The organism is Streptomyces inhibens (assembly GCF_022221585.1).
GTDB lineage: Bacteria > Actinomycetota > Actinomycetes > Streptomycetales > Streptomycetaceae > Streptomyces > Streptomyces inhibens.
The window spans coordinates 6,651,213-6,676,102 of the sequence record NZ_CP084681.1 but is presented as its reverse complement, the minus strand read 5'-3'; the positions used below and the strand labels follow the sequence as shown (position 1 = coordinate 6,676,102).

Genomic DNA, 24,890 nt, shown 5'->3' with positions numbered 1-24,890 from the left:
GCGCAATTTGCTGCGCGGGTGGTGACGGGGCGCTCACCGCCCCGTCACCGTATGCCGTACGCGCAGGTCACTGCCCGTACGGCGGCGCTTCTAGGCGAGCCCGAGGTGCTCGGCCGCGGCGTCCGCGTCGATCGGGACCGTGACCGGCTGCGGCGCTCCGGCCACCGCCCAGTCCGGGTCCTTGAGGCCGTTGCCGGTGACCGTGCAGACGATGCGCTGGCCCGGGTCGACCTTGCCCTCCTCGGCGGCCTTGAGCAGACCGGCCACCGAAGCGGCCGAGGCGGGCTCCACGAAAACGCCCTCCTGCGCGGCCAACAGGCGGTAGGCGGCGAGGATTTGACGGTCGGTCACGTCGTCGATGAAGCCGCCGGACTCGTCCCGCGCCTGCTCCGCGAACTTCCACGAGGCAGGGTTGCCGATGCGGATCGCGGTGGCGATGGTGTGCGGATCCTTGACGACCTCACCGCGCACGATCGGCGCGCTGCCGGAGGCCTGGAAGCCCCACATGCGCGGGGTGTGCGTGGCGATGCCGTCGGCGGCGTACTCCTTGTAGCCGCGCCAGTACGCGGTGATGTTGCCGGCGTTGCCAACGGGCAGCACATGGATGTCGGGCGCGTCGTCGAGCATGTCGACGATTTCGAAGGCGGCGGTCTTCTGGCCCTCGATACGCACCGGGTTGACGGAGTTCACAAGTGCGACCGGGTAGTTCTCGGACAGACCCCGGGCCAGCGTCAGACAGTCGTCGAAATTTCCGTCGATCTGCAGGATCTTCGCGCCGTGGACCAGCGCCTGGCCCATCTTGCCGAGCGCGATCTTGCCCTGGGGGACGAGCACGGCGCAGACCATGCCGGCGCGGACCGCGTAGGCGGCGGCCGAGGCGGAGGTGTTGCCGGTGGAGGCGCAGATGACGGCCTTGGCACCCTCCTCCTTGGCGCGCGTGATGGCCATCGTCATGCCCCGGTCCTTGAAGGAGCCGGTGGGGTTGGCGCCCTCGACCTTGAGGTGCACCTCGCAGCCTGTGCGCTCGGAGAGCACCTGGGCCGGTACGAGGGGAGTGCCGCCCTCCCGGAGGGTGACGACCTCGGTCGTGTCGCTGACCGGAAGCCGGTCACGGTATTCCTCGATGATTCCGCGCCACTGACGGCTCGCGGTGGAATTGGCAGACATGGGTTCCTTTACTCCCCTTCGACCCGCATGATGCTGGCGACACCGCGCACGGTGTCCAGCTCGCGCAGTGCCCCGACGGTCGACGACAGGGCCGCGTCGGCCGCTCGGTGGGTGACGACGACGAGGGATGCCTCGCCGTCCTTGCCCTGCTGACGGACCGTATCGATCGATACCCCGTGTTCGGCGAAGACCGTCGCGACCTGCGCGAGAACGCCGGGCTTGTCGGCCACGTCGAGACTGATGTGGTACCGCGTGATGACCTCGCCCATGGGGCTCACGGGCAGGGCCGTGTACGCGGATTCACCCGGCCCGGTGGCACCGGCGAGCTTGTTGCGGCAGACCGCCACCAGGTCGCCGAGGACCGCGGAGGCGGTCGGCGAACCGCCCGCGCCCGGTCCGTAGAACATCAGCTGACCGGCCGCGTCGGCCTCGATGAAAACCGCGTTGTACGCCTCGCGGACGGAGGCGAGCGGATGTGTCAGCGGGATCATCGCGGGGTGCACCCGCGCGGTCACGGACGCCCCGTCCGCGGCCCGCTCGCAGATGGCCAGCAGCTTGACGGTGCAGCCCATCCGCTTGGCGGAGGCCATATCGGCCGCGGTGACCTCCGTGAGGCCCTCGCGGTGCACATCGTCGATGGTCACGCGGGTGTGGAAGGCGATACCGGCCAGGATCGCGGCCTTGGCGGCGGCGTCGAAGCCCTCGACATCGGCGGTCGGGTCGGCCTCGGCGTATCCGAGCGCGGTCGCCTCGTCCAGCGCCTCGCTGTAGCCCGCCCCGGTGGAGTCCATCTTGTCGAGGATGAAGTTGGTCGTGCCGTTGACGATGCCGAGCACCCGGTTGACCTTGTCGCCGGCCAGCGACTCGCGCAGCGGCCGCACCAGCGGGATCGCACCCGCGACGGCCGCCTCGTAGTAGAGGTCCGCGCCATTGGCCTCGGCCGCCGCATGCAGCGCCGCGCCGTCCGCGGCGACCAGCGCCTTGTTGGCCGAAACCACGCTCGCGCCGTGCTCGAAAGCGGTGGTGATCAGCCCACGGGCCGGCTCGATACCGCCGATGACCTCGATCACGACATCAATGTCGCCACGTTTGACGAGCGCGGTCGCATCGGTGGTGACCAGCTCGGCCGGGACACCTTCGCGCACCCTGTCGGGGCGGCGGACGGCGATCCCGGCGAGCTCCACGGGCGCACCGATGCGGGCGGCGAGGTCGTCGGCGTGCGTCGTCATGATGCGCGCCACCTCTGAGCCGACGACACCACAGCCCAGGAGCGCCACCTTCAGCGGACGCGTACGCATCATTCGACCTCTGCTTCTCATCGATCAGCGATTTTCAACTTGCTAGTGCACCAGTCTCACGCACCGGACGGCAGTTTCCGTCCGTCGTCCGGATGCCGAGACATTTATTTCATCCGGGGCCGGTCCCCGGCGATCCGGCCCTACCCGACATCCAACCGCAGGAGATCTTCCTCCGTCTCCCGCCGGATGATCACCCTCGCTTCGCCGTTCTTGACGGCCACGACCGGCGGCCGCAGCGCATGGTTGTAGTTGCTCGCCATGGACCGGCAGTACGCACCGGTGGCCGGCACCGCGAGCAGATCGCCGGGCGCGACATCCGCCGGCAGGAACGCGTCCCGCACGACGATGTCCCCGCTCTCGCAGTGCTTGCCGACCACCCGCGACAGCATCGGCTCCGCGTCCGAGGTCCGCGACACCAGTGCCACGCTGTACTCCGCGTCGTAGAGCGCCGTCCGGATGTTGTCCGACATCCCCCCGTCGACGGACACATACGTCCGCAGCCCTTCCAGCTCCTTGACGGTGCCGACCTCGTAGAGCGTGAAGGCGGTGGGGCCCACGATCGCCCGCCCCGGCTCGACCGAGAGCCGCGGCACGCTCAGCCCCGCCGCCGCGCACTCCTTGCCCACGATCTCGCCCAGGGCCTTGGCGATCTCGTGCGGCTCGCGCGGATCGTCGTCCGAGGTGTACGCGATACCGAGCCCGCCTCCGAGGTCGATCTCGGGCAGCTCGATACCGTGCTCGTCGCGCACCTCGGTCAGCAGCTGCACCACACGGCGCGCGGAAACCTCGAAGCCCGCCATATCGAAGATCTGCGACCCGATATGGCTGTGAATCCCGATGAGCTCAAGACCGTCCAGCTTCAGCGCACGGCGTACGGCCTCGGCCGCCTGTCCACCGGCCAGCGCAATTCCGAACTTCTGGTCCTCGTGCGCGGTCGCGATGAATTCATGCGTATGCGCCTCGACACCGACCGTGACCCGGATCTGGACCCGCTGCCGCTTTCCCAGCCGCTCCGCGATATGCGCGACGCGCACAATCTCCTGGAACGAATCCAGCACGATCCGGCCCACCCCGGCCTCCACGGCCCGGGTGATTTCCTCGGCGCTCTTGTTGTTGCCGTGCAGCGCGATCCGCTCGGCCGGCATCCCCGCCGCAAGCGCCGTGGCCAGCTCGCCCCCGGAGCAGACGTCGAGGTTCAGCCCCTCTTCGTCCAGCCATCGCACGATGGCCCGGGACAAGAACGCCTTCCCGGCGTAGAACACATCGGCTCCCGGCCCGAAGGCGTCCTTCCAGGCCCGGCAGCGCGCCCGGAAATCGTCCTCGTCCAGGAAGTACGCCGGCGTACCGAATTCCTCGGCGAGCGCGGCGACATCGAGCCCGCCGACGGTGAGCACACCATCGGCATTGCGCCGGACCGTACGGGACCAGACGCGCGGGTCAAGGGTGTTGAGATCGGCAGGCGGCCCGGCGTAGTGCCCCTCGGGCAACACGTCAGCATGCCGGGGCCCTGCGGGATGCGCGGAACGACTCATAGCAGTGAGGATCCCCTCAAGATCTTTCAGAGGTATTCAGGAGCGGAGATGCCGAGCAGGCGCAGGCCGTTGGCGAGCACCGTCCCGCTGGCCTCGGCAAGGGCCAGCCGGGCACGGTGCACGGCCAAGGGTTTCTGCTCCCCGACGGGCAACGGCGGAAAGTCGTCATGCCACCGGAAGAACGCGTCCGCCGTCGCCTCCAGATGCCGCGCCACCCGGTCCGGCGCCCGTAGCCGCGCGGCGACCTCGATTTCGGACGGGTAGGTGGCGAGGAGGGTGAGCAGTGCCTGGAGCGACTGCGCCACCGGGGCTGCCTGCGCCGCGGTCCCGCCGAGCGCCTGCCCCACGTCCCCCGGCCGGCCCTCGAACCCCAGCTCGGCCGCGTTGCGCACAAGCGCCCGCACCCTCGCGTACGCGTACTGCACCCGGAACCGCGGATTGCTCTCCCGCTGCACGGGCCGCTCGGGCACCCGCACCGGATCATGCGCGGCGGGCCGCAGCAGAACCCAGCGCGCTTCGTCGGCCCCGAGGCGGGCGGCGAGGACGGCCAGCTCATCAGCAGCCCGCTCATCGACGACATACGCATCGTCGCCGACGGCACCGGCTGCACCGGCCGCGTCCGGCAGCCCCTCCCCCGCAGCCGCCCGAATCCGCCCCAACGCCTCGGCCACGGCCAGCCCTCGCGCACCATCGGGAGACGGCACACGGACCGGCTCACGGACCGGTTCACGGGCGGACGTTCGGACCGGTTCACGGGCGGACGTCCGGACCGGCGAAGGACCCGGCACTCCCCCACGGCCACCGGCGCCACGCTCTCCATAGGCGGCACCCTGCGCCAGCACATCCCGTACCAGCGCGACCTGCGCCCCGTCCCCCAGCGTGAAATTCAGGAACCCCGGCCCGGCGATCTCGACGCGGGCGATCCCGGCGCTCCCGACCAGCCGCTTCCGCAGAATCTCGGCGACCTCCCGGGCCGGCCGCCCCGCCTGCTGGGCGAGCTGCAGCGCGACATTGGAGGCATAGTCCCCACACCCGGGCCGCGGCGGCGGCTGCACCACGATCCGCGCCGGCACAGGCACGGAGAGCTCCTGCTCCTCAACGGCACCACGCACGGAGCGCAGGACGGTACGGGAGAGCTCGGCGGGGGTCACGGGACAAGCGTATGGGAGAACAGGGGTGGACATGCGACCCGGTTTCGCCCTATGGACACTCCGCGCGCCACTTCAGCACGGCCTCCAGGGCTCACCCCCCGGCACCGCGCCCCCTTCCTCATCCCCTTACTCATCCCCCGGGCCGGGCCACGGACGCCCCGGATTCCCCACCCGCGTCCACCATCCCCACCCCACCGGCCGCCGGACTCCCACCGGACGCGACAGCCCCACCGGATGCCATGACCCCATCGGACGCCATGACCCCATCGGACGCGACAGCCTCACCGGTCGCCGTGCCCACACCGGACGAAGCAGCGCACTCCTCCCCGCTACTCCGCTCCCCCTCCTCGCCGACCCCTCCCCCGCCCTCTTCCCCGGCCCCACCCTCGGGCCCACGCTCCCGCTGCCGGCCCTCGCGCACCAGCTTCCCCACGGTCCGCACCAGCTCGGTCGGCTCGAAGGGCTTCGCAAGGAAGGCGTCCACACCCACCGACTCACCGTTGTCCATATCGCCCTGGCTGCATGCGCTGACGATGGCGATCGGGATGTCCCACGTCCGCGGATCGGAACGCAACCGTGCCGCGGTGTGCAGACCGTTGAGCCGCGGCATCACGACATCAAGGGTCACGACATCAGGTCTCACGTGGTGCACGACGTCCAAACGTTCGGCACCATCAGCCGCGGTCACGACCTCGAAGCCCTCCAGCTCGAGATTGACCCTGATCAACTGCCGGATCACCTTGTTGTCGTCCACAACAAGGATCCGACCGGACAAGCCAGGCACACCATGAGACTAGGGCTCCACCTGCGACTGCGTCCCGGTTTTCCCCACTTCCGCCCCCATGCGGGGGACCTTTCCCCGACCGCCGCCGACACGCCCACGCCATGCGCTAAGGACTCTCCCCACCCCTTCCCCGCCTCCCCCGAAACCTGTTCATGAACACCCCATCAGAGCTGGTAGGGTTCTACCCGTCGCCGCACAAACCGGCGACAACGCCCCCGTAGCTCAGGGGATAGAGCAACGGCCTCCGGAGCCGTGTGCGCAGGTTCGAATCCTGCCGGGGGCACTTCGCAGGAAGTGCCTGAAGGACCCTCCATCCAGTGAAAACTGGGAGAGGGTCCTTTTCATATTCGTCTTCTGCGATCGCGGACATCGGACGCAGAACGATCGACTCCGCTCCAGGCCGCCCGGTCCGGCGGAGGAAGCTGGACGGAGGGGTGCGGCTTCGCTCGCCGACGCCGTATCGGAACGCGGCCGCGCCCGCCACTCTCCGTGTCGCGGTCGCCGACTGCCGGGGTGAGAGGCTCCCCCGCCCGTGCCCGTGGCTCAGCCGACGAACGAGCGCGGGTCCCGCCCGCACGCAGACGCGCGCCCGCTCACAGGCCGTGTTCGTCGAGCCTCCGCATCAGGTTGCGCTTGCGTTTCTGGTCGGCGCGCAGGTCTGCGAGGTACCGCGTGAACTCGGGCTCCGTGCCCAGGGCTCGATGGCAGGCGCGGGCCGAGAGCAGGAGCTCTGTCATACGTTCGTAGGCGGGATGGCCGGTCTGCTGCTTCAGTGGGGTGAGGGCGCGCAGGTAGACGGGCAGGGCGTCGGCGGGGTGTTGCTCGCGTACGGCGTCGGCCAGGCGCACCCATTGAGCGAGGGTGGTCGGCACGCTCGGCGCCGTTTCCCAGGCGGTTTCGGCGTCGCCGTCGTCGAGCAGCGCCTCGATCAGGACCGGGCCGGTGTGGGGGCGGCGGCCGGTGTGTTCCCCGGTGGCGTCGGCGCGCAGGAGAGCCAGGGCGCGGGGGCGTTCGGCGGACCAGCAGTGGGCGGTCCGGCAGGCGGTCCGCAGGCTGCGGTATGTGTCGAGCGTGCCGTGGTGGCGGAAGTCGTCGCGGCGTAGGCGTACCAGGTCGGTGAGGCGGCCCACCTCCTCGTAGTGGTGTGCCAGAAATTCGACGAGGCGCCGGTCGCGTGGCGGGGCCGTTTCGGTGTCGGACAGGCCGCGTTCGGCCCATGTCACGGCTTCGTCGCGGCGGCCTGCCCGGTCCAGTTCGAGGGCGATGGCCAGGTGCGTGGAGCCGTCCGGCTCCAGCTCGGTGGAGAGAGCGGTCACCAGCTCGTCCACTCTGCCGTCGGCCTTGAGCACGGACTCCAGTACATAGCGCTCCGTCCAGCCCGAGGGATGGCTGCGGTGGGCTTCGTGTGCCAGGCGCCTCAGCTCCGCCCAGCCGGGCTCGCCGAGAATTTCCCGGTATGCGGCGGGGTCGAGTTCCGGCAGATGGCTCCAGTCGCCGAGGAGGTGGGCGGCGAGCCACTCGGCGGTACGGACCGGATCGGGGAGGAGGAGGCGGCAGACCTCCAGGTGTGCCTGCGCCATGTCCTGGGCGGCGTCCGAGAGTTCGCCGTCCGAGTCGTCGATCCGCTCGGTGGCCTCGCCGATCACTTTGATGGCTGTTTCGGCCAGTGTGACCGCCTCGGCATCCTGCTCGGTCGCAGCGAGGGCGCGGATGGCGGCTGCCGCCTCGGTGAGCTGTGCCGCGTACCCGGCGGCGTCGCGTCGGTCGACGACGCCGTACTGCTCGAAGGGGCGGGTGTCGAGCAGGCGGAGGATGTGGGCGCGTACGGCGAGGGTGTCGGAGCCGGCCGCGGCGGCGCGTAGTTCCAGGCGGCGGTGGAACTCCGCGTCCGTGGCAAGTTGTTCCCGCAGCAGTTCTCGCAGTTGGCTGCGGTCGAGTGAGTTCAGCCAGTTGTCCAGGGTCTGCGCCCGCCGGGTCGTCTCGGCGCGCAGCCGCGGGAGGTCGTCTGGCCGGTCGAGAGCGGTGAGCCCGACAGCGACGCAATGCTTGCAGAAGTGTCCGTCCTGGCCGTAGGGGCAGTCACAGGAGCCGGTGAGGCGCGGGCCGGCCAGGAGCAGGACGACGTGGTAGGGCTCGGAGCCGTACACGGTGGCGGTGATCCGGTCCTCGGCGGCGGAGAGTTCCGCCACGTCGGAGAGGTAGTTCTGGCCGCGTGCGAAGGAGCGTGCTCCCGCCAGGCGGGAGAGGTCTTCTTCGGTGAAGGAGGGTTCTGTGGGGTCGTGGTGCGCAGGTCGAGTGGTCATGGTGAGCCCTGACTTCCCGGATTTTTTGGCTTGTACGCGGCGTCCCCTCCCGGTCTTCTTCAGGTTCGGGCGGCGGAATCGTCCCCCTCCGGCGTTCAGTGCGTCTTCGCGAGCACCACCACGTGGAGGAACCACTCCAGCACCGCGGAGATCTCGTCCCCCTGGCCGGCGAATACCTCCACCGGGAAGGACGGGCGCAGGTCGAGTTTCGCCTCGGCCAGATCGATGCCGTCGATCTCGTTCAGTCTCGCCATCAGCTCGCGGCGCATGGGCTCGTCGTCGAACGGCGGCCGGCGCTTCAGATGTTGGAAGACCACCTCGACGGTGCCGGTCACCGGGTAGATCGCGATCGGCCACAGGGCCGGCGCCCCGGGCGCGTTGCCCACGGTGATCAGTGGGGAGCAGCTTGTCTCGCTTGCCGTGCCGTACGCGCGGTGACCCCCTTGCCGTTCCCAGAACCGTAGGGCGGTCAGCACCCCTTCAACCGTCTCCGGGGTCTGATTGTCGCGCAGCAGCGTCTCGAACCGGGCCGCTGACTGCTGCTCGTCGTCCGCATGGGCTGCTGGTGGTGCCTCCTCGGAGCCGTTCTTTCCGACCAGAGCCGCCAGGTCAGCGGTGGTCAGGCGGTGGGCGCGATCGGCTCGGTGCTTGTCGTCGAAGGGCACCCCCTCCGCCTCCAGCAACGCTCGCGGGTCGCCCGCGTGCTGGTCGTCGACCCAGTGGAAGCCCTCCGCGATACGGCCGTCCGCTGTCATGACGCGGTAGGCACAGTGCAGCCCGGGCTTGGATGCCACATGGCCGGCGACCGAGATGGCGTGGGTCCCTATGAGGGCGGCCAGATCGCCGTACGACGTCCATGTCCCGGCCGGCATGGCGAGGAGAGCGGCGCGCAGCTCCTTCCAGCCCGGCCATTCGTCATCCGCGTGGACGAGACCTTCGATGGGGCCGGGCCACAATTGCAACGTTTTCTCGGCCAGTTGGTCGGCCCGGGTGAGGATCTCCGCCCGGCCCCATCGTTCCTGCGCCGCGATCTGCTGGTTCATCCGTAGGGCGCTGGAGTCGAGGATCTGCTGCTTGCGCCGGAAGGGGTGGTTGGACAGCCGGGCATTGTCCGCGGAGAGCGTGAGGTTGCCCAGTGTGTGCACCAGCAGGCTGTGGAGCTCGTCCGGGCTCTGACCGTCCTCGGCCTCCTCCGCGAGCAGGTCGAACCACTGCTGCGCCGGGCGCTGCGGCAGGACGTGCTCCACCGTGAGGTGCGCCTTGTCGTAGTCGACGGGCTCGCTGGGGCGGTAGCTCTCTTCCAGGCGGCGCAGCACCTGGAAGCGTTGGTTGCTCCGGCCCGCCTTGTAGAAGGGCCGGGTGCGGATCGCCTCACGGACGGCGTCGTCTCCCGGCCAGACACGAGCCCCCGTCTTGTTCCTGGACAGGAACCGGCGTACGGATTCGGCCGGGGACCCGTCCTTCTCCAGTTCCTTGGGGAGCTCCATGAAGACCCGGTTGCTGCCGGTTGTCGAGAGCCCGGTGATCAGACGCCGGACCATGTAGCTCTCTGCGTACGCCAAGGCCTGGGCTGCCTCGTGCGCGGTGGTCCGGCCGCTGTCGACCAGGTCGAGGAGGCCAAGTGCCAGTGGGTAGTGGGTCTGGCCTCCCCAGCGGGACAGCCTCTCCAGCGCTTCCCGCAGTTCCCCTTCCTTCTCGCGTGACGGTTCGAGGATGCGCATGAGCCGCTCCGCCCGCTGTGCCAGCTGGGTGATCTCGGCCTGGAGCGCGTCCTCGTCACCGCTCAGCGGTTCCAGGCGCCTCTTCTGGTCACGGTAGATCTCGCTCTGCTTGGCCCTGCCGTTTCCCGCGACGACGAGGTCGAGCCAGACCAGCAGTTCCAAGTTCTCCGGGCCGAGGAGCTCCTGCATGGGCAGCCAGAGAGTGCGGTAAACCGACTCGCCGCGGGTCGGCAGGCACATGAAGAGGAAGTTGCGCAGCAGATCGCTCTGGCTGAGGCCCACACCGGTGTTGTTGATCGACTCGAAGATCCGGTAGACGTTGTCCCCTTCGGCCGCGGTGATCTCGACGATCGACAGCAGGCCGCCCAGCACTGTCTCCACAGCATCCGTCCACGCCTCGCCACCGCTCTCCTCGCCCTCGGCCAGGGCTCCCAGGAAGAATCGGTAGGCGCCACCCACATTGCCGGGGCCGCCCGCCTTCGGCGAGGATTCGACACAGGCGGTGTACGCGTCACGGTCCGCCTGGGTCGGCAGCAGCCGGTACCGCTCCTCCCCGTCCCGGTAGCTGTTGACCAGCAGGAGGTCGTGGATGCGCGCGGCTTTCTTGTCGGCCCCGCGCTCGCGGTGCCGGTCGCGCAGCGCGGTGAAGGCGAGCATGAGCGTGGTGAGCCGCTGCTGACCGTCGACGACGAGCCAGCGCTGTATGCCGCCCGCGGTGATCCGGCCGGGCGCGAGCACCACCGAACCCACGAAATGCGCGACCGGCGGCCTGCCGTCCAGCTGCTCGTCAACCAGTTCCAGCACGTCGTCCCACAACTGCTGAAGCTCTTCGCGCTGCCAGCTGTAAGTGCGCTGGTACAGCGGAACCTGGAACTGCTTCTCACCCTGGACGAGTTTGCTGAACGTGGTCTCCTGCGCGTGCACGCGCGTCCCCTCCCCGGCGTTGCCCTGCTGGCGGCCATGATCTCGCACCTGTATGCCGCGGTCAGGGAATTGGGGAACGCCGTCCGGATTTCCCGCGCGCATCGGACACCAAAAACCGGGCACTCGGCTCAGATGCCAAGTGCCCGGTCATGGTCGGGCGGGGACGATGGGCCTCGGGGTCAGCCGTCGAGGCGGACCGGGAGGGATTCGATTCCGTAGACGATGGAGAGTTTGCGGAATTCGAGGTCCTCCGGTTTGGCTGCCAGGCGCATGTGGGGGAAGCGGCGTACCAGGGCGGGGTAGGCGGCGCGGAGTTCCATGCGGGCCAGTTCGGCGCCGACGCAGCGGTGGATTCCGTAGCCGAAGGCGAGGTGGGACGGGACATTGCGCGAGGGGTCGAACTGTTCCATGTCCGGGCCCAGTTTGCCGTCCCGGTCCGCACCGCTCAGTGAGCACAGCACCACATCTCCGGAGGCGATCTGGACGCCACCGATTTCCAGGTCCTCGCGGGCGAAGCGCGGGAAAGCGACCTGTACGACGGTCAGGTAGCGGAGGAGTTCCTCGACGTAGCGGTCGACGACGTCATCGCCGTCGTTGAGGGCCGCGAAGTGCTTGGGGTCCTGGAGGAGGACCAGGGCGCCGAGCGCCAGCATGCTGGCGGTGGTTTCGAAGCCGCCGGTGAGGACGCCGTCGGCAAGGCCGGCGAGTTCTTCGTCACTGACCGAGTCGCCGTGTTCCTTCACGATCATGCCGAGCAGGCCGTCGCCGGGGTTTTCGCGCTGCTTCTTGACGATGTCCCGGAAATAGGAGAGGGATTCGGATATGGCGCCGAAGGAGGCATTTGCGCCGCTGAAAAGGTCGAAGCGGGCGGCACTGAGGCGCTCGAAGTCGGCGCGGTCCTCGTAGGGGACTCCGAGGAGTTCGCAGATAACGAGGGAGGGGATGGGGAGGGCGAAGGAGTGGACTATGTCGACCGGGTCGCCGTTCTTTCCCGCCTGCTCCATGGCGTCGAGGCGTTCCTCGACGATCTCGTGGATGCGGGGGGTGAGCCGGCCGAGACGGCGCATGGTGAATTCAGGCGTCAGGAGCCGGCGCAGGCGGGTGTGTACGGGCGGGTCGGCGAATCCGAGGCCGCCGGGATTCTGTTCGGCACCGGCGCCGGCCTTGCCGACGAGGTTGGTGAAGTCCGAACTGAAGGCATTGGCCTTTCCGAGCACCGCCTTGATCTCGTCGTAGCCGGTCACCAGCCAGACGTTGGCGGCTATCGGTACGGGAAGCTTGCTGATGGGCTCCCGCTCCCGGACGGCTGCCAAATCGCCCACAGGGTTGAGTCCATCGCGCCGCAAAGGCATCAGGACGGACTCGGGCAAGAAAGACATTCGAGACAGATCGAAGCCTTTCTTCTGTGTTCTCGCCAGATACATGCGGCCGGCCCAGGCGATGATCCGGGAACGGAGAGTCGTCATGACGCTAATACTGCCTTTCGTCGAGGGGGACGGTCACCCGCGCTCGGCGCCCCAAGGGGGCCGGGACAGCACGGGACCTCCCCTCGGCGTGCACGGGTGTGACGTACGCCATAGCCCCTCGCTCACGGTGGTCATGGCGCAGGTCCATGCCATCGACCGGTGTCTCGGTCGTCCGCATCAGCGTGACGAGCTCGGCCTTCTTCTATTCGGTCTGGAAGAGTTTACAAACTGCCATTGGGCGCGTTCACGGAACAACCCGGAACAACCCTGGATCGCCCCGGGGGAGTCCCTGATTCTCCCCTTAGGTATGCCACATCGGCGGGCGGGCCTCCGGTCCGGGGAACCTCTCATCGGGGCGCCCGGCGCTGGACACGCCTGCGCCTGCGCGCGCCCCTCGGTGGCGGCGCCTGCCGCTATGCGGGGCCGGTACCTTCGCGTACTTCCATGTGCGCCACCTTGCCGTCGCGGAAGGTGTAGACGTGGTCGATGATTCCGTCGGACCAGTGGTCGCCGTTCGCGTCCCGCAGGCCCTTGCGTACATGGACGGCGATGCGGCCGTCCGGCTCCGCGGCCATTCCCTCGATGCGTACGAGGGGATGCGCGACGGCGAACTGGCGCTTCCAGTAGGCCAGCACGCCGTCGATGCCGTGGATCCGCTTGCCTTCCAGGACGTTCGGTCAGTCGACGTCCGGGTGGAATTCGGCCCGGGTGAAGTCGTCGACGTCCTGGGTGTTGAAGATCTCATACATGCGGTGGAGCAGGTCCGCCTGGGCGGCGGGGATTTCTTCGGTCGGCATGGGGAGCAGCAAAGCGCATTCCGGGGAGCGGGGTGACTCGTTCCGTTTTGGCGAACGGAAGGAGTGGCGGGCTGCGGGGCGGTGCGATGCCGGTGAGTGGGCCGCGAGGGTCGCCCGATGGTGTGTGCGGGTGGGTGTTCGGGTCACCGCACGGTGCGAATGGCGGGGCGGTGAGGGCGACCGGGGCGGCGGGGTCTCCGGGGGCTTGATCGGGGGTGCAAAAGGGGCGCCGAGGGAGGTGAGTTGGGGGCCGGGTGGTGGGGTCGGTGGCGCTTGGTGCCCCGGGGTGGATTGCCGGGGCTCGGCGGCCGGAGGGTTTCATTACGGAATGTGATGAGTTGCGGACCCTACGGGGTCTCTCTAGCGTGAGAGGGGAGCGAGGTAGGCGGCGTGACGCGGCGCGAGACAGCGGTGCGCAGGGCAGAGGGAAGCCGGAGGCCGCACTCGCAGCCGGGGAAGGGTGCAACAGGCACCGCGCCGGCGGGGCACAAGGCCCCGACCCGTCCGTCAAGCGACGCCCGGCGACTCCGTTCGATCACCCGCGACTCCACTCGATTCACCCCGCAGGGATTCCCCTAGGGCTCTCCCCTTCGCAGGAGGAAGCGCATGTTTCCGAAGTCGAAGTCCGGCAAGTTTGGTCTGTGTGTCGTTTCCGGTGCGTTGGCCGGCGCCGTGGTGGCCGGCCCGGCAGTGGCGGCCGACGACGATGAGGGCGAAGGCGAGGACCGCGCCCTGTACGAGGGCCGGGTCGTCGCCAGGTCGGGCCTGGTGGTGCGTACGGGGCCGAGCACCCACTACAGCACGGTCGGTTCGAAGGAGTACGGGGCGGTCGTGGGCATCACCTGCAGGCTCAACGGGCAGCGCGTCAGGGGCAACCCGGTCTGGTACAAGCTCAGCGATGCCTCGTACGCCTGGTCCTCCGTGCGCGACATCGTGAACGACGGGGAGGATCCGCGGTGGTGCTGAGCCTCCTAACCGGCGCCCGGCCCGTTCCGAGGAGAGTGGGTACGCCCCGAACGTCGTATCCGACATAACGGAAATAGCGGCCGCCGCTTGCTACGTTGCCAGGCATGACGGCAATGGCAAGGTCGGCGGCCGCGGCGCGCCCGGCGGACGCTCCCCCACCCTTGCCGCTACTGCCCAAGCGGCGAGGCATCGAACTGGCCCTCCTCCTGGGTGCCGTCCTCATCAGCGTCTGCGGGTATGTCGTCGTGGGCCTCGCCAGGTGGCATGCCCTCCCGGCCGGTGCGGCCCGCTACGGCGCGGGGCTCGGCGGGCTCGCGCTGCTGGCGCATCTCGCCGTACGCTTCCGCGCCCCGTACGCCGATCCGCTGCTGCTCCCCACCGCCGTGCTGCTCAACGGGCTCGGGCTCGTACTGATCTTCCGGCTCGATCTGGAGACCCCGGCCGACCACGCCGCGCCCACCCAGCTGATGTGGTCGACCGTCGGGGTCGCGCTCTTCATCGCGGTGGTGCTGCTGCTGCGCGACCACCGCATGCTCCAGCGGTACGCCTACGTCTGTGCGGCACTCGCGCTGCTGCTCATGGTCGCGCCGATTCTGTTCCCGGCCATCAACGGGGCGAAGATCTGGATCCGTATCGCCGGATTTTCCATTCAGCCCGGAGAGTTCGCCAAGGTTCTGATCACCGTCTTCTTCGCCGCCTATCTCGCCGCCAACCGCAGCGCGCTGGCGCACACCGGCCGCCGTATGGGGCGGCTGCGGCTCCCCACCGGCCGGGTGCTCGGTCCGATCGTCGCGATCTGGCTGGTCAGCGTGGCGGTGCTGGTCCTCGAACGCGATCTGGGCACCTCGCTGCTCTTCTTCGGGATCTTTGTGGTGCTGCTGTACGTGGCCACGGGGCGGACCGGCTGGATCGCCATCGGGCTGATCCTGGCGGGTGCCGGGGCGACCGCCGTCGGCAAGCTGGAGCCGCATGTGCACAGCCGGGTCGCGGACTGGATGCATCCGTTCGCCGGTATCGCTGCGGGCAATGGGCCCGGTCAGCTCGCCCAGTCGCTGTTCGCGTTCGCCGAGGGCGGGTTGCTCGGCACCGGCCTCGGCCAGGGCCACTCGTATCTGATCGGCTTCGCCATGAAGTCCGACTTCATCCTGGCGACCTTCGGCGAGGAGCTGGGGCTGGCCGGGCTCACCGCGCTGTTCCTGCTGTACGCGCTGCTGGTGGCGCGCGGTTACCGTGCCGCGCTCGGGCTGCGGGACCCGTTCGGCAGCCTGCTGGCCGTGGGCCTCGCCGCGCTGCCCGCCCTCCAGGTCTTCGTCATCGCCGGCGGCGTGATGGGGCTGATCCCGCTGACGGGGATGGCGATGCCGTTTCTCGCGCAGGGCGGGTCGTCCGTCGTCACGAACTGGATCATCATCGCGCTGCTGCTGCGGATCAGCGACCGGGCGCGGGCGCCACGGCCGGAGGGGAGTGGGGCGGGGAACGGGGCGGTGAGCGGAGCAGGGAGTGGGACGGGGCCCGGTGCGGGGAGTGATGACGCCGTACGCCGGGCGGGAAGCGATGCCGTGTTCGGGTCGGGGAGCTGGGTGGCCGGGTTCATGAAGCAGACCCAGAGCGAGCAGAACCAGAGCCGGCCACCCCGGAGCGGGCAGGCGCAGAAGCCGAGTCGGGCGCAGAAGCCGAGTCGGGCGCAGAAGCCGAGTCAGGCGGATGACGGGACGCCGACGACGCCCGCCTCCGCCGACGACGCCCCCGCCCCGGAGGCCGGCCGTTGATCCGCTGTATCCGGCATACCGCCGCCTTCACCTTCCTTCTCCTCGTCGCGCTGCTGGTCAACGCCGCCCGGGTGCAGGTCTTCAAGGCGGAGGGCTATGCCGGAAATACGGCCAATCGCCGGGTGCCGATCGTCCGTTACGACAAGCCGCGCGGGGCGGTGCTCGTCGCGGGCAGTCCGGTCACCGGGTCCCGGGACAGCCGTGGCCGGCTGCGCTACGAGCGCACGTACACCGAGGGTCCGCTGTACGCGCCGGTCACCGGCTACTCCTCGCAGATCTACGGGACCTCGCTGCTGGAGCGGGCCGAGGACGGCATCCTCTCGGGCGCCGACGACCGGCTCGCCACCTTCCCCTGGTGGGACCATCTGACCCGCACCCACCGGGCGGGCGGCAGCGTCCACACGACCATCAACCCCAAGATGCAGCGCGCCGCGTTCGACGGGCTGGGCGGCAAGAAGGGCGCGGTGGCCGCGGTCGAACCGCGTACGGGGCGGATCCTGGCACTGGTCAGCACGCCCTCGTACGACCCGGGTGAGCTGTCCGGCAACAGCCCCGCGGTCAGCGAGGCCTGGCGCCGGCTGAACGGTGCCGAGCAGCGGCCGATGCTCAACCGGGCGCTCCGGCAGACCTATCCGCCCGGCTCCACCTTCAAGGTCGTCACCGCGGCGGCCGCGCTGGAGAGCGGCAAGATCACCGACATCGACGCCCGTACGGACTCACCCGATCCCTACACCCTGCCCGGCACCGCCACCCGGCTCGGCAATGCGGCCAGGGGCTGTGAGGACGCCCCGCTCAAGGACGCCTTCCTGGTCTCGTGCAACACCGTCTTCGCGCGGCTGGGTGCCGAGGTCGGGCTGCGCGGCATGGTCGAAGCGGCCCGGCGGTTCGGTTTCAACGACCGCCGGCTGCGGATCCCCTCCCGCGTGGCGCCGAGCAACTTCGATACCCGGATGGACCCCTCGCAGGTCGCCCTGTCCGCCATCGGGCAGTACGACACCGCCGCCACGCCGCTCCAGATGGCGATGGTCTCGGCGGCGGTCGCCAACGGAGGGCAGCTGATGCCGCCGTACCTCGTCGACAAGGTCACCGACGCCCGAGGTGTCACGGTCGCGGCCGGTCCGCACCGCCCCACCCGCGAGGCGATGGGTCCCGCCACGGCGCAGCAGCTGCAGGAGATGATGATCGACGTCGTCGCGCACGGCAGCGGCCGGCGGGCCGCGATCAAGGGCCTCACGGTCGGCGGCAAGACGGGCACCGCGCAGCACGGCGTGCGCAACGAGGGCACGCCGTATGCCTGGTTCATCTCCTGGGCGAGGGAGAAGGACACCTACGAGCCGACGGTGGCGGTGGCCGTGGTCGTCGAGGACGCGGCCGCCGATCGCGAGGACATCAGTGGCGGGGGGAGCGCGGCGCCGATCGCGCGGGCGGTGATGGCGGCGGCGGCAGGCTGAGGTGCGTCTCCCTCTCGACCATGCCCGGTGCCCTGTGCCCGGCGCTCCGTGCCGCGTACTCCGTGCCCGGGTCACAATGGCCGCATGGCTGACGCGAACCCGCCCATGACACCCGCCCGGCCGCCGCGGCTGTCCCTGGCCGAGGTGGCGGCGCTGGCCCGGCGTGCGCACGCGGGGCAGACCGATAAGGCGGGCCGCCCGTATGCCGAGCATCTGGCCGCGGTCGCGGCGGGCGTACGCGAACGCGGTGGCAGCGACGAGCAGATCGCGGCGGCCTGGCTGCACGACGCGGTCGAGGACAAGGCGCTGAGCCAGGAGTGGCTGGCCGGCGCGGCGCTGAGCGAGGCGACCAAGGCGATGGTCCTGGCCGTCACCAAACGGGCCGGTGAGCCGGTCGAGGAGTACACCGCGCGCATCCTGGCCACGCCCGGCGCGCTGCTGATCAAGGAGTCCGATCTCGCGCACAACGCCGATCCGGCCCGGCTGGCCGTGCTGGACGCGCCGACGCGGGAGCGGCTGACGGCGAAGTACGCACAGGTACGGGCCCTGTTGGGGCTGACCTGACCCCTCCCCTCCCCGGGTTCCGCGCATCGGACACCCGCGCAGAAAGATGTCGTACACAGCTAGTCTGCGGCGATGACCTCTACACAGCCCTTGGAGCGCCCTGAGCCCGCAGCAGCGCGTGTGATCGCCGCCCTGGAGGGCGTCGGCGTCCGTCGCCACACCACCGGCCAGGTCATCCTCGACTCCCTCGACTGGACCGTACGCTCCGGCGAGCACTGGGCGTTGCTCGGTGCGAACGGCGCCGGCAAGACCACCGTCCTGCGCCTCGTCGGCGCGCAGATGTTCCCCACCGTGGGCACCGTCGAGGTGCTCGGCCACCGGCTCGGCTCGGTGGACGTCCGTGAGCTGCGCGCCGTCATCGGGCTGGTCTCCAGCGCGCAGAAGGTTCCGCAGGACGCGACCGGCCACACGGTCGTACTGACCGGCGCGACCGGGACCGTGCAGCCGCTGTGGCGCAAGTACGACGAGGCCACCCGCGAGCGCGCCCATGAGCTGCTCGCCGAACTGGACTGCAAGGAGCTGGCGGACCGCCCGTACGGGGTGTGTTCGGGCGGCCAGCGGGCCAGGATCCTGATCGCCCGCGCGCTGATGGCCGATCCCTCGCTGCTGCTGCTCGACGAGCCGTTCAACGCGCTCGACCTGCCCTCCCGCGAGGATCTGATCGACGCGCTGCACCGACTGGCCCTGGGGCGCCCGGAGTTGGCGACCATCACGGTCACCCACCACCTGGAGGAGCTGTCCCCGGCGATCGGCCACGCCCTGCTGCTGCGCGACGGCCGGGTACAGGCGCGCGGCCCGGTGGACGCGGTGCTGACCGGCGAGCGGATGACGGCCTGTTTCGGCCGCCCGATCGAGGTGTCCCGGCACGAGGGGCGCTGGCTGGCCAGGTCGGGCAGGCGCCAGGGCTGACCCTCCCTACGGTCTGTCCGCCGCCTCGGCCGTCTCCCCCTCCCCGGCAGTCTCCCTCTCACCGACCGTGTCCCCCTCCCCGGCCGTCTCCCCCTCCCCGACCGTGTCCCGCACCCCGCTCAAGAACCGGCGGATCGCGGCCTGTTCGCCCGGCTCGAAGGTGGCGAGCAGGGCGAGGGTGCGGTCGATCAGCGGGCCGAAGAACGACTGGCCCAGGGCGACCGCGCGCTCGTCGACCTCCAGCAGGACGCGGCGCCGGTCGCGGGTGTCGCGGACCCGGCGGATCAGACCGAGCCGCTCCAGGCGGTCGATGAGTGCCGTGGTGCCGGCGGAGTTCAGGCCGAGCCCGGCGCCGAGCCGGCCGGGGGTCGACTCGGTGCCGGCGCGGGCCGCGTCCAGCAGGCCGATCAGCGCACGGAGATCGGTGGGGTGCAGGCCGTTGCGGCCGGCGAACTGCGCTCCCGCGAGGTCCAGTCGGAGGGTCACCTCGCGCAGGAGATGGACCAGATCCATTCCGTCCGGTTCCGGTAGATCCACCATGGCCGACCGCCTTTCCTCATTCCGACGCCTCACCCAACCATCCCCCCTATTATCTCGTTCAGCGAGATACTTGCCGAACGAGGGGATGTGCACCATGCCGGCAGACATCACCGCAGACGCTCCCGCCCCCACCGCCTCAGCCACCTCCCGTGCCGCTTTCCATGCCGCCTACGAGCAGGCGATGGCGCTGTGGCCGGTCCCGGTGGAACGGCTCGATCTGGTATCGGAGTTCGGGACCACCCGCGTCAACGCCTGTGGTCCCGCCGACGGTCCGCCGCTGGTGCTGCTGCACGGCGGGGGCGTCACCTCGGCCGTCTGGTACGCCAACGCCGGCGCGCTCTCCCGTACGCACCGGGTCTACGCGGTGGACCAGATGGGCGCCCCGGGGCTCAGCCTGCCCTGTGGGCGGGCGCTGCGGCGGCCGGAGGATCTGTTGGCCTGGCTCGACGGTGTGCTCGACGGGCTCGGTCTGGACTCGGCCGCGGTGCTGGGGCATTCGTACGGCGGCTGGGTCGCCCTGAGTTACGCGGTGCATGCGCGAGACCGCGTGGACCGGCTGGTGCTGCTCGACCCGACACAGTGTTTCGCCGGGTATCGGGCGTCGTACCTGCTGCGTGCGCTGCCGCTGTTCGTACGGCCCGGGGAGCGGAGCACCCGGCGGTTCCTGGCATGGGAGACCCGGGGCGCGCCGCTCGCGCCGGAACTGGTGCGGCTGATGGGGCTGGGCGCCCTCGCGTTCCGCGGGGCGAAGGTGGTCACCGGGCCGCGGCCGGACGCCGCCCGGCTGGGCGGGACCGGGGTGCCGGTCCTGGTGCTGCTGGCGGAGCGCAGCCGGGCGCATGATCTGCGGCGGGTCGCCGCAGGGGCCGGGCGGACGCCGGCGGACGTACGGATCGAGACCGTGGCGGGCGTCAGCCATCACTCGTTGCCGGACGGCCGGGCCGAGGAACTCGACCGGCGGGTGCTCGACTTCCTGACGGCCTGAGCCGGCTCACGGCCACCGCCCAGAAGCGGGAGGAATCCCCACCCAAGCCCTTAAGGAGCAGGGAGGGCCCCCGCCCAGGTCCTTAAGGAGCCGGAAGGACCCCCGCCGGCAGCGGCTCCCGGCGCTCCCGCCACTCCTCGGGGAGCGCCACCACCCCCGTACGGGCCGCGACCACCCCGCCCACGATGGCGCAGGTGGTGTCCACATCGCCGAGGCCGGCCGCGGTGGTCCAGAGGGCGGACTCCAGGTCGTCTGGGTGGCCGGCCGCGCACCACAGGGCGAACGGGACCGTGTCGTCGGCGCGGATCCGGCGGCCGCTGCCGAGCGTCTCGGCGGCCTCGACGGGGTCGGTCTCCCGTGGCAGGCCGACGGCGCGCAGCAGGCCCTGCCGTACCGGCCCGTCGGGGGTGAGGGCGGCGACGGCGGCGAGCGCCGGCGGCTCGCCGCGTGCCGAGAGGGCCGCCGCCACGGCCACCGCGATCGCGCCCGCGATGCCTTCGGGGTGGGCGTGGGTGACCTGGGCGGAGCGTGCGGCCTGCTCGATGACGCGGTCGAGGTCGTCGTGGAACCAGGCGCCCAGCGGGGCGACTCTCATGGCCGCGCCGTTGCCAAGGCTGCCCTCGCCGCCGAAGAGCGCGGACGCCAGTTCCTCCCACGCGGCGGGGGATGCGGCGACGCGGGGCAGCAGGGCGTGCATGCCCGAGCCGTAGCCGCGGCCCGCGTCCGCCCGGTAGGTCTCGGCGAACTCCCTTGCCAGCGGCTGGAGTTCCACCTCTCCGTACTTCCGGAGCACGCGCAGGAGGGCGAGCGCCATCGCGGTGTCGTCCGTCCAGTGCCAGCGCGGGTCGGGCGGGGTGCGGCGCGCCGCGATCAGCTCACGGGACGCGTCCACGGGACGGAACAGCGGGAAGAAGCGCTCCCCGAAGGCGTCGCCGAACGCCAGGCCTTCGATGCTGCCGCGCACCGCGGCCCGGTGGGGGTGGTCGTCCATGGCCGAATCCTGCCACGCGGGGCGATGACCCGCCCCGTTCAGCCCTCCCCCGCTCCCTCCGCGATCGCTGCCGCGACCTCCGCCGTACGGGCCTCCTCCTCGGCGGCGAAGCGTTCCGCGTCCAGCTTTTCGGCGAGCTCCTCGTCCTGGGCCATCAGCAGATCGAGATTGGAGTCGCCCAGGTCGAAGACGCCCATGTCCACATAGGCGCGCTGCAGCCGCTCGCCCCACAGGCCGATGTCCTTCACGCACGGCACTATGCGGCTGAAGAGCAGCTTCCGGAAGAGGTGCAGGAATTCGGAGCGCTCGGTGAATTCGGCGGCCTCCTTGGGGGGAATGCCGAAGTTCTCCAGGACTTCCAGGCCGCGCAGCCGGTCGCGCATCAAATAACAGCCCTCGATGACGAACTCCTCGCGTTCGCGCAGTTCGGCATCGGTGAGCTGCTTGTAGTACTCACGCAGCGCCATCCGCCCGAAGGCGACATGGCGCGCCTCGTCCTGCATGACGTACGCGAGGATCTGCTGGGGCAGCGGCTTGGTGGTGGTGTCGCGGATCATGCCGAAGGCGGCCAGCGCCAGGCCTTCTATCAGCACCTGCATACCGAGGTACGGCATGTCCCAGCGGGAGTCCTTGAGGGTGTCGCCCAGCAGCGCCTGGAGGTTGTCGTTGACCGGGTAGAGCATCCCGATCTTTTCCTGGAGGAAGCGGCTGTAGATCTCGGCGTGCCGTGCCTCGTCCATGGTCTGGGTGGCGGAGTAGAACTTCGCGTCGAGGTCGGGGACGGATTCGACGATCCGCGCCGCGCACACCATGGCGCCCTGCTCGCCGTGCAGGAACTGGCTGAACTGCCAGGAGGTGTAGTGCTGGCGCAGATCGCCGCGGTCCTTCTCGGACATTTTGTCCCAGTACTTGGTGCCGTACAGGGACATGGACTCATCGGGGGTGCCGAGCGGATCCCTGGGATCCACCTCCAGCTCCCAGTCGATCCGCAGATTGGCGTCCCACTGCTTGTCCTTGCCCTTCTGATAGAGCGCGAGCAGCCGGTCGCGTCCGTCGTCGTACTCCCAGCTGAAGCGGGCCGCGCCGGAGGCGGGCACCTTCCACAGCGGGTCGCCAGGATCCTGCACATAGAGGTCTCGGGTCGACACGGGGCGCCTCCTCGGCTCGCCAAACGCCTTGCCATGGGCGGTGGTTGGCAGGCTCACACGTTTCTTACCGGCGGGTCAATAACTCGTGCACGAGGGATTGACGAGCTTGCTGACAAGCAGTCTCATAAGAGCTGACCGCGGACAGGGCCTGTCCGACCCTGATCCGCCGGACAGTCCCTGACCCACTAGCGAGGTAGCCACAGCCATGACGAGCGCGCCCACCGCAATGACCGTGACGGACACCGAAGTCCTGCGGGACGCCCTCGGTCTGCTCAAGGACCGGGAACAGGTCGCCGAGCGGTTGCTCGACTCCTCCGCCAAGCACTCCTTCGACCCCGACACCGAACTCGACTGGGACGCGCCGCTCGAAGCGGGCAAGTGGTTCTGGCCGCCGGAGCTGGTCTCGCTCTACGACACGCCCCTGTGGAAGAAGATGTCGCTGGAGCAGCAGCAGGATCTCTCCCGGCACGAGGCCGCCTCGCTCGCCTCGCTGGGCATCTGGTTCGAGATCATCCTGATGCAGCTGCTCGTACGGCATATCTACGACAAGCCGGTGACCAGCGCACATGTCCGCTACGCGCTCACCGAGATAGCCGATGAGTGCCGGCACTCCAAGATGTTCGCCCGCATGATCCAGAAGGGCGGGGCGCCGACGTACCCGGTCTCCCGGCTCAACCACAACCTCGCCCGCGTCCTGAAGACGGTCTCCACCACCCCGGGTTCGTTCGCCTGCACCCTGCTCGGCGAGGAGATCCTGGACTGGATGCAGCGGCTGACCTTCCCGGACGAGCGGGTACAGACCATCGTGCGCGGGGTGACCCGGATCCATGTCGTCGAGGAGGCCCGGCATGTCCGCTACGCCCGCGAGGAGCTGCGCCGCCAGATGGTCACCGCGCCGCGCTGGGAACGGGAGTTGACCCGCATCAGCTCCGGCGAGGCGGCACGGGTCTTCTCCATCGCCTTCGTCAATCCCGACGTCTACGCCAATGTCGGGCTGGACAAGCGCGAGGCCGTCGCCCAGGTGAGGGCCAGCGGTCACCGCCGTGAGGTGATGCAGTCCGGCGCCCGGCGGCTGACCGACTTCCTCGACGAGATCGGCGTACTGCGCGGTATGGGCCGCAGGTTGTGGCGCAGCTCGGGCCTGCTGGCCTGAAGCGTCCGCCGGAGGCACGAGCACATGTGCGAACCGAAATCCGGGGCGGTTACGCTGCTGCTCATGAACGGCAGCGGCACCGCCCCAGCAGTACCCCGACCCGCCTATCGCAGGCTGAGCGTCGAGCAACGCCGCAGCCAACTGCTCGCCGCCGCGCTCGGCCTGTTCGCGCAGCGCGCGCCCGAGGATGTCTCGCTGGACGATGTCGCGGCCGCCGCCGAGGTCTCGCGCCCGCTCGTCTACCGCTACTTCCCGGGCGGCAAGCAGCAGTTGTACGAGGCCGCGCTGCGCAGCGCGGCCGACATCCTGGAGCGCTGCTTCGCCGAGCCGGAGACCGGCCCGCTCACCCAGCGGCTGTCCCGCGCCCTGGACCGCTATCTGGCGTTCGTCGACGAGCACGACGCCGGGTTCAGCGCCCTGCTGCAGGGCGGCAGCGTCGTGGAGACCACCCGTACGTCCGCGATCGTGGACGAGGTACGGCGTGCCGCGGCCGACCAGATCCTGCGGCATCTGGGCGAGCCCGAACCGGGCCTGCGGCTGCGGATGACCGTCCGGATGTGGATCACGGCCGTCGAGGCCGCGTCCCTGATCTGGCTCGACGAGGACAAGCAGCCCGCCCTCGACGAGCTGCGGGACTGGCTGGTCGACCACTTCATCGCGCTGCTGACCGCGACCGCGGCCCGGGATCCGCAGACCGCACGGGTGACCCGCGCCGCGCTGGCGCTGGAGACCTCCGACGGCCCGGCCGGCGATCTGGCCGGCCGCATACTGCCCGTCGTGACCGACGCCGCACACCTGCTGCGACCTGCGGCTCCGCCGCGGTGACCGCTCGGCGCGCCCCGGCGGCCCGGGGCCTGGCCGCGCGCCCGGTGGTGTGAGACTGAGGGTGTGAGAAGCGAGAACACCCTCTTCGTCGGCGGGCCGCTGGACGGCCGGGTCCTGCCGGTGCTGCTCGGGATGACCGGCCAGCCACCGAAGACGTACGAGGTCCCGGTGCCCCACGACGACGGGCGGCCGCCCACGCTGCATGTCTACCGGCGGGTCCCGGGGCGGGTGGGACGCCTGGGGCTGCCGAAGGGGTGGAAGTACGAGTACGACCCGGAGGGCAAGCCGTCGGGCGGCCTCAAGTGGCCCTGGCGAAAGACCCCTTGAGCCCTCCTGCCCCGGACGCACACCCTCGTCACCCATCTGGTCCGGACCATTGACAGCAGTGGTCTAGGGCCTGTCCGATGGGTCAGGGTCGGAAAGGCCGCGGCGTCTGGTGCACTGCA

The 24,890-nt window shown here is 70.1% G+C and carries 20 protein-coding genes, 1 tRNA gene and 1 pseudogene; 10 read left to right on the top strand and 12 right to left on the bottom strand.

Going from position 1 to position 24,890, the window contains the following annotated elements; all coding sequences use genetic code 11:
* Positions 1–90 precede the first annotated feature (90 nt).
* The 5 genes from thrC to KI385_RS44675 all read right to left on the bottom strand — a co-directional run bounded on the left by thrC (position 91) and on the right by KI385_RS44675 (position 5,902).
* Complete coding sequence (gene thrC / locus KI385_RS30340; RefSeq protein WP_238575300.1) at positions 91–1,167, bottom strand: threonine synthase; 1,077 nt, start codon at positions 1,165–1,167, stop codon at positions 91–93.
* 8 nt (positions 1,168–1,175) lie between these two features.
* Positions 1,176–2,468, bottom strand: coding sequence for a homoserine dehydrogenase (locus KI385_RS30335; RefSeq protein WP_128503429.1), 1,293 nt, complete (start codon positions 2,466–2,468; stop codon positions 1,176–1,178).
* Between the two features lie 137 nt (positions 2,469–2,605).
* Positions 2,606–3,997, bottom strand: a complete 1,392-nt coding sequence (gene lysA, locus KI385_RS30330) for a diaminopimelate decarboxylase (protein ID WP_238575299.1) — start codon at positions 3,995–3,997, stop codon at positions 2,606–2,608.
* A 26-nt stretch (positions 3,998–4,023) separates the two neighbouring features.
* A complete protein-coding gene (gene nrtL / locus KI385_RS30325) occupies positions 4,024–5,148 on the bottom strand; it encodes an ArgS-related anticodon-binding protein NrtL (protein WP_238575298.1) in 1,125 nt (374 codons plus the stop codon).
* A gap of 130 nt (positions 5,149–5,278) precedes the next feature.
* Complete coding sequence (locus KI385_RS44675) at positions 5,279–5,902, bottom strand: response regulator (protein ID WP_425356978.1); 624 nt, start codon at positions 5,900–5,902, stop codon at positions 5,279–5,281.
* Between the two features lie 241 nt (positions 5,903–6,143).
* Here KI385_RS44675 and KI385_RS30315 point away from each other — a divergent pair.
* Positions 6,144–6,215, top strand: a tRNA-Arg gene (locus KI385_RS30315).
* Positions 6,216–6,525: 310 nt separating this feature from the next.
* On the opposite strand, the gene KI385_RS30310 is transcribed toward KI385_RS30315, so the two are convergent.
* The 4 genes from KI385_RS30310 to KI385_RS30295 form a co-directional block, all read right to left on the bottom strand.
* Positions 6,526–8,235 (bottom strand): SWIM zinc finger family protein, encoded by a 1,710-nt coding sequence (locus tag KI385_RS30310; protein ID WP_238575297.1) that lies wholly within the window; start codon positions 8,233–8,235, stop codon positions 6,526–6,528.
* 95 nt (positions 8,236–8,330) lie between these two features.
* On the bottom strand, positions 8,331–10,880 hold the full coding sequence (locus tag KI385_RS30305; protein ID WP_238575296.1) for a GmrSD restriction endonuclease domain-containing protein: 2,550 nt from the start codon (positions 10,878–10,880) through the stop codon (positions 8,331–8,333).
* A gap of 179 nt (positions 10,881–11,059) precedes the next feature.
* A complete protein-coding gene (locus KI385_RS30300; protein WP_128503436.1) occupies positions 11,060–12,346 on the bottom strand; it encodes a cytochrome P450 in 1,287 nt (428 codons plus the stop codon).
* 413 nt (positions 12,347–12,759) lie between these two features.
* Positions 12,760–12,981 (bottom strand): hypothetical protein, encoded by a 222-nt coding sequence (locus tag KI385_RS30295; protein WP_238575295.1) that lies wholly within the window; start codon positions 12,979–12,981, stop codon positions 12,760–12,762.
* Between the two features lie 768 nt (positions 12,982–13,749).
* Between KI385_RS30295 and KI385_RS30290 the strand changes: the two genes are divergently transcribed.
* The 5 genes and pseudogenes from KI385_RS30290 to KI385_RS30270 all read left to right on the top strand — a co-directional run bounded on the left by KI385_RS30290 (position 13,750) and on the right by KI385_RS30270 (position 18,802).
* Positions 13,750–14,109, top strand: a complete 360-nt coding sequence (locus KI385_RS30290) for an SH3 domain-containing protein (protein ID WP_238575294.1) — start codon at positions 13,750–13,752, stop codon at positions 14,107–14,109.
* A 113-nt stretch (positions 14,110–14,222) separates the two neighbouring features.
* Positions 14,223–15,584 (top strand): annotated as a pseudogene (locus tag KI385_RS30285) (FtsW/RodA/SpoVE family cell cycle protein); the annotation flags it as partial.
* Between the two features lie 290 nt (positions 15,585–15,874).
* On the top strand, positions 15,875–17,329 hold the full coding sequence (locus KI385_RS30280; RefSeq protein ID WP_238575293.1) for a penicillin-binding transpeptidase domain-containing protein: 1,455 nt from the start codon (positions 15,875–15,877) through the stop codon (positions 17,327–17,329).
* An 84-nt stretch (positions 17,330–17,413) separates the two neighbouring features.
* Positions 17,414–17,893 carry an HD domain-containing protein gene (locus KI385_RS30275; protein ID WP_425356977.1) on the top strand — a complete coding sequence of 160 codons (480 nt, stop codon included), beginning with the start codon at positions 17,414–17,416 and terminating at the stop codon, positions 17,891–17,893.
* Between the two features lie 72 nt (positions 17,894–17,965).
* Complete coding sequence (locus KI385_RS30270) at positions 17,966–18,802, top strand: ABC transporter ATP-binding protein (protein WP_238575292.1); 837 nt, start codon at positions 17,966–17,968, stop codon at positions 18,800–18,802.
* Positions 18,803–18,808: 6 nt separating this feature from the next.
* Here the strand turns inward: KI385_RS30270 and KI385_RS30265 are convergent, their stop codons facing one another.
* On the bottom strand, positions 18,809–19,342 hold the full coding sequence (locus tag KI385_RS30265; RefSeq protein ID WP_238575291.1) for a MarR family winged helix-turn-helix transcriptional regulator: 534 nt from the start codon (positions 19,340–19,342) through the stop codon (positions 18,809–18,811).
* A gap of 94 nt (positions 19,343–19,436) precedes the next feature.
* Here KI385_RS30265 and KI385_RS30260 point away from each other — a divergent pair, with 94 nt between their 5' ends.
* Positions 19,437–20,327 (top strand): alpha/beta fold hydrolase, encoded by an 891-nt coding sequence (locus KI385_RS30260; RefSeq protein ID WP_238575290.1) that lies wholly within the window; start codon positions 19,437–19,439, stop codon positions 20,325–20,327.
* Positions 20,328–20,409: 82 nt separating this feature from the next.
* Here KI385_RS30260 and KI385_RS30255 read toward each other — a convergent pair whose 3' ends face one another.
* Complete coding sequence (locus KI385_RS30255; RefSeq protein ID WP_238575289.1) at positions 20,410–21,318, bottom strand: ADP-ribosylglycohydrolase family protein; 909 nt, start codon at positions 21,316–21,318, stop codon at positions 20,410–20,412.
* Between the two features lie 38 nt (positions 21,319–21,356).
* Positions 21,357–22,466: a ferritin-like domain-containing protein gene (locus KI385_RS30250; protein WP_238575288.1), complete on the bottom strand. Its 1,110-nt coding sequence runs from the start codon at positions 22,464–22,466 to the stop codon at positions 21,357–21,359.
* 205 nt (positions 22,467–22,671) lie between these two features.
* Here KI385_RS30250 and KI385_RS30245 point away from each other — a divergent pair, with 205 nt between their 5' ends.
* The 3 genes from KI385_RS30245 to KI385_RS30235 all read left to right on the top strand — a co-directional run bounded on the left by KI385_RS30245 (position 22,672) and on the right by KI385_RS30235 (position 24,771).
* On the top strand, positions 22,672–23,619 hold the full coding sequence (locus KI385_RS30245; protein WP_238575287.1) for an AurF N-oxygenase family protein: 948 nt from the start codon (positions 22,672–22,674) through the stop codon (positions 23,617–23,619).
* A 63-nt stretch (positions 23,620–23,682) separates the two neighbouring features.
* On the top strand, positions 23,683–24,444 hold the full coding sequence (locus tag KI385_RS30240) for a TetR/AcrR family transcriptional regulator (protein WP_238575286.1): 762 nt from the start codon (positions 23,683–23,685) through the stop codon (positions 24,442–24,444).
* 63 nt (positions 24,445–24,507) lie between these two features.
* Positions 24,508–24,771 (top strand): hypothetical protein, encoded by a 264-nt coding sequence (locus KI385_RS30235; protein ID WP_128503458.1) that lies wholly within the window; start codon positions 24,508–24,510, stop codon positions 24,769–24,771.
* The last annotated feature ends 119 nt before the right edge of the window (positions 24,772–24,890 follow it).

Coding starts and splice junctions, on each gene's coding strand:
- KI385_RS30335 (WP_128503429.1), bottom strand. CDS start 2,468: ATGATGCGTACGCGTCCGCTGAAGGTGGCGCTCCTGGGCTGTGGTGTC.
- KI385_RS30310 (WP_238575297.1), bottom strand. CDS start 8,235: ATGACCACTCGACCTGCGCACCACGACCCCACAGAACCCTCCTTCACC.
- KI385_RS30240 (WP_238575286.1), top strand. CDS start 23,683: ATGAACGGCAGCGGCACCGCCCCAGCAGTACCCCGACCCGCCTATCGC.
- KI385_RS30245 (WP_238575287.1), top strand. CDS start 22,672: ATGACGAGCGCGCCCACCGCAATGACCGTGACGGACACCGAAGTCCTG.
- KI385_RS30260 (WP_238575290.1), top strand. CDS start 19,437: ATGCCGGCAGACATCACCGCAGACGCTCCCGCCCCCACCGCCTCAGCC.
- KI385_RS30300 (WP_128503436.1), bottom strand. CDS start 12,346: ATGACGACTCTCCGTTCCCGGATCATCGCCTGGGCCGGCCGCATGTAT.
- KI385_RS30255 (WP_238575289.1), bottom strand. CDS start 21,318: ATGGACGACCACCCCCACCGGGCCGCGGTGCGCGGCAGCATCGAAGGC.
- KI385_RS30270 (WP_238575292.1), top strand. CDS start 17,966: ATGACCTCTACACAGCCCTTGGAGCGCCCTGAGCCCGCAGCAGCGCGT.
- thrC (WP_238575300.1), bottom strand. CDS start 1,167: ATGTCTGCCAATTCCACCGCGAGCCGTCAGTGGCGCGGAATCATCGAG.
- lysA (WP_238575299.1), bottom strand. CDS start 3,997: ATGAGTCGTTCCGCGCATCCCGCAGGGCCCCGGCATGCTGACGTGTTG.
- KI385_RS30265 (WP_238575291.1), bottom strand. CDS start 19,342: ATGGTGGATCTACCGGAACCGGACGGAATGGATCTGGTCCATCTCCTG.
- KI385_RS30275 (WP_425356977.1), top strand. CDS start 17,414: ATGGCTGACGCGAACCCGCCCATGACACCCGCCCGGCCGCCGCGGCTG.
- KI385_RS30290 (WP_238575294.1), top strand. CDS start 13,750: ATGTTTCCGAAGTCGAAGTCCGGCAAGTTTGGTCTGTGTGTCGTTTCC.